Source organism: Salinisphaera orenii subsp. halophila YIM 95161 (assembly GCF_003732545.1).
Classification (GTDB): Bacteria; Pseudomonadota; Gammaproteobacteria; order Nevskiales; family Salinisphaeraceae; genus Salinisphaera; species Salinisphaera orenii_A.
Map to the genome: position 1 here is coordinate 1 of NZ_AYKF01000137.1, position 7,926 is coordinate 7,926.

Consider the following 7,926-nt stretch of genomic DNA (forward strand, 5'->3'; position numbering starts at 1 on the left):
CCGAGCGAGCGGATTTCCTTGGTCAGCACGTTGAACGATTCCGGCATGCCGGCGCTCATCTGATGGTCGCCGTCGACGATGTTCTTGTACATGCGCGTGCGGCCGGCGACGTCGTCGGACTTGACCGTGAGCATCTCCTGCAGCGTGTAGGCGGCGCCATAGGCCTGCAGGGCCCAGACCTCCATCTCGCCGAAGCGCTGGCCGCCGAACTGCGCCTTGCCGCCCAGCGGCTGCTGGGTGACCAGCGAGTACGGCCCCGTGGAACGGGCGTGCATCTTGTCGTCGACCAGATGGTTGAGCTTGAGCATGTACATGTAGCCGACCGTGACCGGCCGCTGGAAGGCTTCGCCCGTACGGCCGTCGATCAGCGTCGTCTCGCCGGACTCCGGCAGACCGGCCAGCTTGAGCAGCTCGCGGATCTCGCCTTCGTTGGCGCCGTCGAACACCGGCGTGGCGGTGGGCATCCCGCCGACCAGATTCTGCGCCATGGCGAGCATCTCGTCGTCGGTGAGGCTGTCGATGTCCTCCTGGGTGCCGCCTTCGGTGTGGTAGGCCTTCTTCAGGAATTCACGTATCTCGCCGACGGCCTTCTGCTGCTCCAGCATCTCGCCGACCCGCAGGCCGATGCCGCGCGCGGCCCAGCCCAGATGGGTCTCCAGCACCTGACCGATGTTCATGCGCGAGGGCACGCCCAGCGGGTTGAGCACGATATCAGCCGGGGTACCGTCTTCCAGATACGGCATGTCCTCGACCGGCACGATCTGCGAGATCACGCCCTTGTTGCCGTGCCGCCCGGCCATCTTGTCGCCCGGCTGCACGCGGCGCTTCACGGCCAGATAGACCTTGACCATCTTGAGCACGCCCGGGGCGAGTTCGTCGCCCTGGGTGATCTTCTCCTTCTTGGAGGCGAAGCGGCGCTCGAAGTCGGCCTTCTGGTCCTTGAGCCGCTGCGCGATGGACTCGAGCTGCGACTGGGCCTCTTCGTCCTGGAGCCGAATGTCGAACCACTTCTCGCGATCCAGATCGTCCAGATAGGCGGCCGTGATCTTGGCGTCGGCCTTGAGCTTGTTCGGGCCGCCGTCGGCGACCTTGCCCAGCAGCATGGACCGCAGACGATCGAACAGGTCGTCCTCGAAGATGCGCTGCTGGTCGTTGAGGTCCTTGCGGACCGCGGCCAGCTCGTCCTCCTCGATCGACAGGGCCCGGGCGTCCTTCTCGACGCCGTCGCGGGTGAACACCCGCACGTCGATCACGGTGCCGTCCATGCCCGGCGGCACGCGCTGGGACGAATCCTTCACGTCCGAGGCCTTCTCGCCGAAGATGGCCCGCAGGAGCTTTTCCTCCGGCGTGAGCTGGGTCTCGCCCTTGGGCGTGACCTTGCCGACCAGGATGTCGCCGGCCGAGACCTCGGCGCCGATGTAGGCGATGCCGGACTCGTCCAGCTTGCCGAGCGCGGACTCGTTGACGTTCGGAATATCCGAGGTGATCTCCTCCGGCCCGAGCTTGGTCTCGCGGGCCACGCAGGTCATCTCTTCGATGTGGACCGAGGTGAAGCGGTCCTCCTCGACCACCCGCTCGGAGATCAGCACGGAGTCCTCGAAGTTGTAGCCGTGCCACGGCATGAAGGCCACGAGCAGATTCTGGCCCAGCGCCAGCTCGCCCATATCGGTGGACGGCCCGTCGGCCAGCACGTCGCCGCGCTCGATGCGATCACCCGGCTTGACCAGCGGCTTCTGGTTGAAGCAGGTGTTCTGGTTCGAGCGCGTGTACTTGACCATGTTGTAGATGTCCACGCCAGACTCGTCGGCCGAGGTCTCGTCGTCGTAGACCCGGACCACGACGCGGGAGGCGTCGACCTTGTCGACCACACCGCCGCGGCGCGCGGTCACGGCGTTGCCGGAGTCGATGGCCACCTTGCGCTCGATGCCCGTGCCGACCAGCGGCTTGTCCACGCGCAGGCAGGGCACCGCCTGACGCTGCATGTTCGCGCCCATGAGCGCGCGGTTGGCGTCGTCGTGCTCGAGGAACGGCAGCAGCGCCGCGGCGACGGACACGATCTGCTTCGGGCTCACGTCCATGAACTGGACGCGGTCCGGCGAGGCCATCGTGAACTCGTTCTGGTAGCGGCACGAGACCAGCTCGTTGACGAGCTGACCGTCGGCGTCGACCTTCGCGTTCGCCTGGGCGATCACGTAGCGGCCTTCCTCGATCGCCGACAGATACTCGACCTCGTCCGTGGCACGGCCGTTCTCGACCTTGCGATACGGCGTCTCCAGGAAGCCGTACTGGTTGGTCCGCGAGTACACCGACAGCGAGTTGATCAGGCCGATGTTCGGGCCTTCCGGCGTCTCGATCGGGCAGATCCGGCCGTAGTGCGTCGGATGCACGTCGCGCACCTCGAAGCCGGCACGCTCGCGGGTCAGACCACCCGGGCCGAGTGCCGAGACGCGGCGCTTATGCGTGACCTCGGACAGCGGGTTGTTCTGGTCCATGAACTGCGATAGCTGCGAGGAGCCGAAGAACTCCTTGACCGCGGCCGCCACCGGCTTGGCGTTGATCAGATCCTGTGGCATGAGGCCTTCGGATTCGGCGATCGACAGGCGCTCGCGCACCGCGCGCTCGACGCGCACCAGGCCCGTACGGAAGGCGTTCTCCGCCATCTCGCCCACGCTGCGCACGCGGCGGTTGCCCAGATGATCGATGTCGTCGGTCTGACCGATGCCGTTGCGGATGGAGACCAGCTCGGCGAGCACCGCGATGATGTCCTCGTTGGCCAGCACCGAATCGCCGGTCGCGTCGTCGCGGCCCAGGCGCCGGTTGAACTTCATCCGGCCGACGGCCGACAGGTCGTAGCGGTCGTCGTTGAAGAACAGGTTCTCGAACAGATTCTCCGCGGCGTCCTTGGTCGGCGGCTCGCCGGGACGCATCATGCGATAGATCTCGACCAGCGCCTCCAGCTGCGTGGTGCTGGGGTCGACCATCAGCGTGTTCGAGATGTACGGACCGTGATCGAGGTCGTTGATGTACAGGGTCGGGATATCGGTGATGCCCGCGCCCCGCAGCGCCTCGATCATCTCGTCGGTCAACTCCGAGTTCGCGGGCGCGAGCTCCTCGCCGGTCTCCGAATCGACGATCGCGCGCGAGAGGATCTTGCCGACGAGATAGCTCTCCGGCACCGCCAGCGTCTCGACGCCGGCCTCCTCGAGCTTGCGGATGTGGCGCACGGTGATGCGACGGCCTTCCTCGACGATGACGTCGTTGCCCGCCTTGATGTCGAAGGTGGCCGTTTCGCCGCGCAGCCGCTCCGGCACGAGCTCCATCTCCACGCCGTTGTCCGACAGGTGGAACATGGTGGTCTCGTGGAACATCTCGAGCATCTGCTCGGTGTCGTAGCCCAGCGCGCGCAGCAGGATGGTCGCCGGCAGCTTGCGGCGACGGTCGATGCGCACGTAGACGCTGTCCTTCGGATCGAACTCAAAATCGAGCCACGAACCGCGGTACGGAATCACGCGCGCGGAATACAGATACTTGCCGGACGAATGCGTCTTGCCACGATCGTGGTCGAAGAACACGCCCGGACTACGGTGGAGCTGGTTGACGATGACCCGCTCGGTGCCGTTGATGATAAAGGTGCCGGTGTCGGTCATGAGCGGCAGTTCGCCCATGTAGACTTCCTGCTCCTTGATGTCCTTGACCGGCTTCGGATTGGCCTTGCTGTCCTTGTCGTAGATGATCAGACGCACGGTCACCCGCAGCGGCGCCGAGTAGATCATCCCGCGGACACGGCACTCCATCTCGTCGAAGACCGGCTGGCCGAGCCGATAGCTGACGTACTCAAGCGCCGCGCTACCCGAATGGCTCGCCATCGGGAACACCGACGAAAACGCCGCATGCAGACCCACGCCCGCCCGGTTGTCCGGATCGAGCTCTTTCTGCAGGAACTGCCGATAGGAGTCGATCTGGGTTGCCAGCAGAAACGGCATCTCCAGCACCGACGGCTGTTTGGCAAAATCCTTGCGGATACGTTTTTTTTCGGTAAACGAGTAGGCCATGTCTCTCAACCCTCATGGTTGGACGAGCCGCGGGCCCGGGGGCGGTCCGCGGCGCTAAGCGTGCGCAGGCGTCGGTCGGCGGCAACAGGAAAAGGCCGGCAGCACACGGCCACCAGCCATTTTCCCGGAATCGTCAAGTTATTGCTTCTGGCAATGTATACCAGCGACCTGCCTTTACTTGAGTTCGACGGACGCGCCGGCTTCTTCCAGCTTCGCCTTCATTTCCTCGGCATCGGCCTTCTCGACGCCTTCCTTCAGGGTCGCCGGAACCGACTCGACCATTTCCTTGGCTTCCTTCAGACCCAGACCGGTGATGGCACGGACGGCCTTGATCGCGCCGACCTTGTTCTCGCCAAAGCTGGAGAGCACCACGTCGAACTCGGTCTGTTCCTCGGCGGCTTCCGCGGCTTCGCCGCCACCGGCCGCACCGGCGACCGCGACGGGGGCCGCCGCCGAAACGCCGAACTTCTCTTCCATCATCTCGACGAGCTCGACCACGTCCATCACGGACATCTCGGAGATCGCTTCGAGTACTTCTTCCTTCGTAGCAGCCATTGTCAACTCCTAATACGTTTGGGGCGCAAGGCCCCGATTCAATTACTTCAAGCAGCCTGCTTTTCGTCGCGGACTGCAGCCACGGTGCGACTGAGCTTCGCAACCGGTTCGCGGGTGGTGCGGGTCAGCTTCTCGACCGGCGCCTTCATGGCACGCATCAGCTGACTCAACGCCTCGTCGCGAGTCGGCAGCTTGGCCAGACGATCGAGCTGCTCGCCGGGCAGCAACTGCCCGTTGAACGAGATCGCCGTGACCTTGAGGGCATCGTGCGACTTGCGAAAATCACTGACCACGCGTGCGGCCGAACCCGGATCCTCCAGCGAGAAACCCAGGATCACCGGCCCCTTGAACGCTTCGGTCATGCATTCGTAGTCGGTACCCTTCAGCGCCAGCTTGGCCAGATTGTTCTTGATGACCTTCAGATACGCGCCGCCCTCGCGGGCGTTGACGCGCAGGTCATCCATCTGGCCCGCCGTGAGACCGCGGTATTCCGCAAGGACTGCGGAATGCGCGCGCGTCGCCACGTCGCTGACTTCTGCCACCATGGCCTGCTTGGCTTGAAAACTCATGGCCATAGTCATCACTCCTTGAGCAAACCGCCGGCAACCGCCGACGGATGATTGAGCGGACATTTCCTCGGAAACGCCCCTTCGACGACCGTCGCCCGTGTCGAGACAGCGGGACGACACACGTCATCTGCGCAGGCTGGCGATATCGCCTTTAAGAACCGATGCCTCGGCTCGCCTCACGGTCTTTGACGACGCAGCCACTTCCGGAGCGGACTGCGCTACAAAGAACTCCTTCGTCGACCGGGGCGCACGCGACAGCGCGCGCCCCGGCCCACATTCCTAGGCCGCCACCCCGCTGGCGTCCACGGCCAGGCCGGGACCCATCGTGGTGGACAGCGAAATCTTGCGAAGATAGATGCCCTTCGCGTTCGCCGGCTTGGCTTTCTTCAGGTCGGCGATCAGCGCGGCGAGGTTCTCGCGCAGCGCGGCATTGTCGAAATCGGTCTTGCCGATCGCGCAATGAATGATGCCGGCCTTGTCGGTGCGGTACTGCACCTGGCCCGCCTTGGCGTTCTTGACGGCGGTCTCGACGTCCGCGGTGACCGTGCCCGTCTTGGGGTTCGGCATGAGCCCCTTGGGGCCCAGAATCTGCCCCAGACGGCCGACCACGGGCATCGCATCCGGCGTCGCCACGACCATGTCGAAGTTGATCTCGCCGGCCTGCACCTGCTCGGCCAGGTCGTTCAGACCGACCACGTCGGCGCCGGCCGCGATCGCCTTGTCGGCGTTGTCGCCCTGCGTGAACACGGCCACGCGCACGCTCTTGCCCGTGCCGTGCGGCATGACGGTCGAACCGCGCACGTTCTGGTCGGACTTGCGGGCATTGACACCCAGATTCACCGCGACCTCGACGGACTCGGTGAACTTCGCGCTCGAGACCTTCTTCAGCACGTCGAGGGCTTCGTCGACCGGGTAGAGCCGGAACGGATCGATCTGATCACGGATGGCCGCCTTGCGCTTTGACAGTTTCGCCATGACTAGCCCTCCACCTTGATGCCCATGGAACGGGCGCTGCCGCTGATGATGCGGATGGCCGCATCCATGTCCGCCGCGTTGAGGTCCGGCCACTTGGCTTCCGCGATCTCCTGGACCTGCGCCTCGGTGACCGTGCCGACCTTGTTGCGCAGCGGATCCGCCGCGCCCGACTGAATGTTGGCCGCCTTCTTCAACAGGATCGACGCCGGCGGCGTCTTCTTGACGAAGGAGAAACTGCGGTCCGAGAACACCGTGATGACCACGGGGATCGGCAGACCGGGCTCGGTGTCCTGCGTCTCGGCGTTGAACGCCTTGCAGAACTCCATGATGTTCACGCCGTGCTGACCCAGCGCCGGACCCACGGGGGGACTCGGATTGGCCTTGCCGGCCGGGATCTGCAGCTTGATGTAGCCTGCAATCTTCTTGGCCATGTCATGACTCCTTCAGGTACCAGCGCCGCGGGGCTGCCCGGGCTCCCTGATGTGACTGTATGAACGCCCTGTGGCGTTCGCGCTTCAGCTCTTTTCGACCTGATCGAACTCGAGATCCACGGGGGTCGAACGCCCGAAGATCGTGACCGCCACGCGCAGGCGGTTCTTGTCGTAGTTGACTTCCTCGACCACGCCGTTGAAGTCGGCGAACGGACCGTCGATGACGCGCACCTCCTGGCCCGGCTCGAACACCGTTTTCGGGCGCGGCTTTTCCACCGACTCCTCGACCCGATTGAGGATCTGGTCGGCCTCGGCGTCGGAGATCGGCGCCGGCCGGTCGGCAGTGCCGCCGATGAAGCCGAGCACCCGGGGCACGCTCTTGACGAGGTGCCAGGTCTCGTCATTCATCTCCATGTGCACCAGCACATAGCCCGGAAAGAACTTGCGCTCGGTCGTGCGGCGCTTGCCGTCCTTGATCTCCACGACCTCCTCGGTCGGCACGAGGATATCGCCGAAGTAGTCTTCCATGCCGTGGCGCGCGACATAATCCTTGAGCGAATCGCGCACTTTCTTCTCATACTGCGAGAAGGAATGCACCACGTACCAATGCTTGGCCATACGAATCTGCCTCGCGCGCCTAGCGGCCCGTCAGAAGTTGAACCGCCCAGGCCAGCAGCACATCGAGCGCCCAGATGAAGATCGCCAGAATCAGTACGACGACCACGACCATGAGCGTCGTCTGCACGGTCTCGCGCCGCGTCGGCCAGACCATGCGCCGCAGCTCGGTGCGCGAACCCTGGATGTAGGCCCAGGCGTTCTTGCCGATGGCGGTCTGCAGCGCGATGAGCACGGCGACGACCGCCCCACCCAGCATGCCCAGCACGCGAACCAGGTCCGTGTGGGCCGTGAAGTAGTAATAGCCGACGATACTCGCGACCAGCACGGCAACGGCCAGCCAGAGCAGCGCCGTGTCGAGCAGGGAGCTCGTGCGTTTTTCTTGGGTTGCCATCGACGACTCGACCGAAGGTGGGCGATAACGCTTAACGTGGCAGGCCAGGAGGGGCTCGAACCCCCAACCTGCGGTTTTGGAGACCGCTGCTCTGCCAATTGAGCTACTGGCCTAAGCGTTAACTTTTATCGCCCGCGAAAAAGACGGCGGAGTGTACCACGGTTTTCCACCCTGGCAACCCCGCCCATAGTACGACGAAACGGTCCGCCGGTGCATCCGCACCCGCAGAGATCGTCCTCTGCAAGCGGGCAGCGACCCGATCAGGCCGTAATCTTGGTCACGACGCCGGCGCCCACGGTGCGGCCGCCTTCGCGGATCGCAAAACGCAGACCCTC

Annotated in this window: 8 protein-coding genes and 1 tRNA gene; all 9 read right to left on the reverse strand. The window is 64.6% G+C overall.

Annotated features, from left to right (window positions below):
- Positions 1-4,052, reverse strand: a 4,052-nt coding sequence (gene rpoB / locus SAHL_RS16480) for a DNA-directed RNA polymerase subunit beta (RefSeq protein WP_123592510.1), incomplete at its 3' end; no start/stop codon positions are given.
- A 174-nt stretch (positions 4,053-4,226) separates the two neighbouring features.
- The gene (gene rplL / locus SAHL_RS16485) at positions 4,227-4,607 is read right to left on the reverse strand and encodes a 50S ribosomal protein L7/L12 (RefSeq protein ID WP_123592511.1); all 381 of its coding nucleotides are present in this window, start codon (positions 4,605-4,607) and stop codon (positions 4,227-4,229) included.
- Between the two features lie 47 nt (positions 4,608-4,654).
- Positions 4,655-5,176, reverse strand: coding sequence for a 50S ribosomal protein L10 (rplJ, locus tag SAHL_RS16490; RefSeq protein ID WP_123592516.1), 522 nt, complete (start codon positions 5,174-5,176; stop codon positions 4,655-4,657).
- Positions 5,177-5,455: 279 nt separating this feature from the next.
- On the reverse strand, positions 5,456-6,151 hold the full coding sequence (rplA, locus tag SAHL_RS16495) for a 50S ribosomal protein L1 (protein WP_123592512.1): 696 nt from the start codon (positions 6,149-6,151) through the stop codon (positions 5,456-5,458).
- Between the two features lie 2 nt (positions 6,152-6,153).
- Entirely contained in the window at positions 6,154-6,582 is a 429-nt protein-coding gene (gene rplK / locus SAHL_RS16500) for a 50S ribosomal protein L11 (RefSeq protein WP_123592513.1), read from the reverse strand.
- 84 nt (positions 6,583-6,666) lie between these two features.
- Positions 6,667-7,200, reverse strand: a complete 534-nt coding sequence (gene nusG / locus SAHL_RS16505; protein ID WP_123592514.1) for a transcription termination/antitermination protein NusG — start codon at positions 7,198-7,200, stop codon at positions 6,667-6,669.
- Between the two features lie 19 nt (positions 7,201-7,219).
- The gene (gene secE, locus SAHL_RS16510; RefSeq protein ID WP_123592515.1) at positions 7,220-7,591 is read right to left on the reverse strand and encodes a preprotein translocase subunit SecE; all 372 of its coding nucleotides are present in this window, start codon (positions 7,589-7,591) and stop codon (positions 7,220-7,222) included.
- 37 nt (positions 7,592-7,628) lie between these two features.
- Positions 7,629-7,704, reverse strand: a tRNA-Trp gene (locus SAHL_RS16515).
- A gap of 147 nt (positions 7,705-7,851) precedes the next feature.
- On the reverse strand, positions 7,852-7,926 hold a 75-nt coding region (locus SAHL_RS18460; protein ID WP_221177955.1), incomplete at its 5' end, for an EF-Tu C-terminal domain-related protein.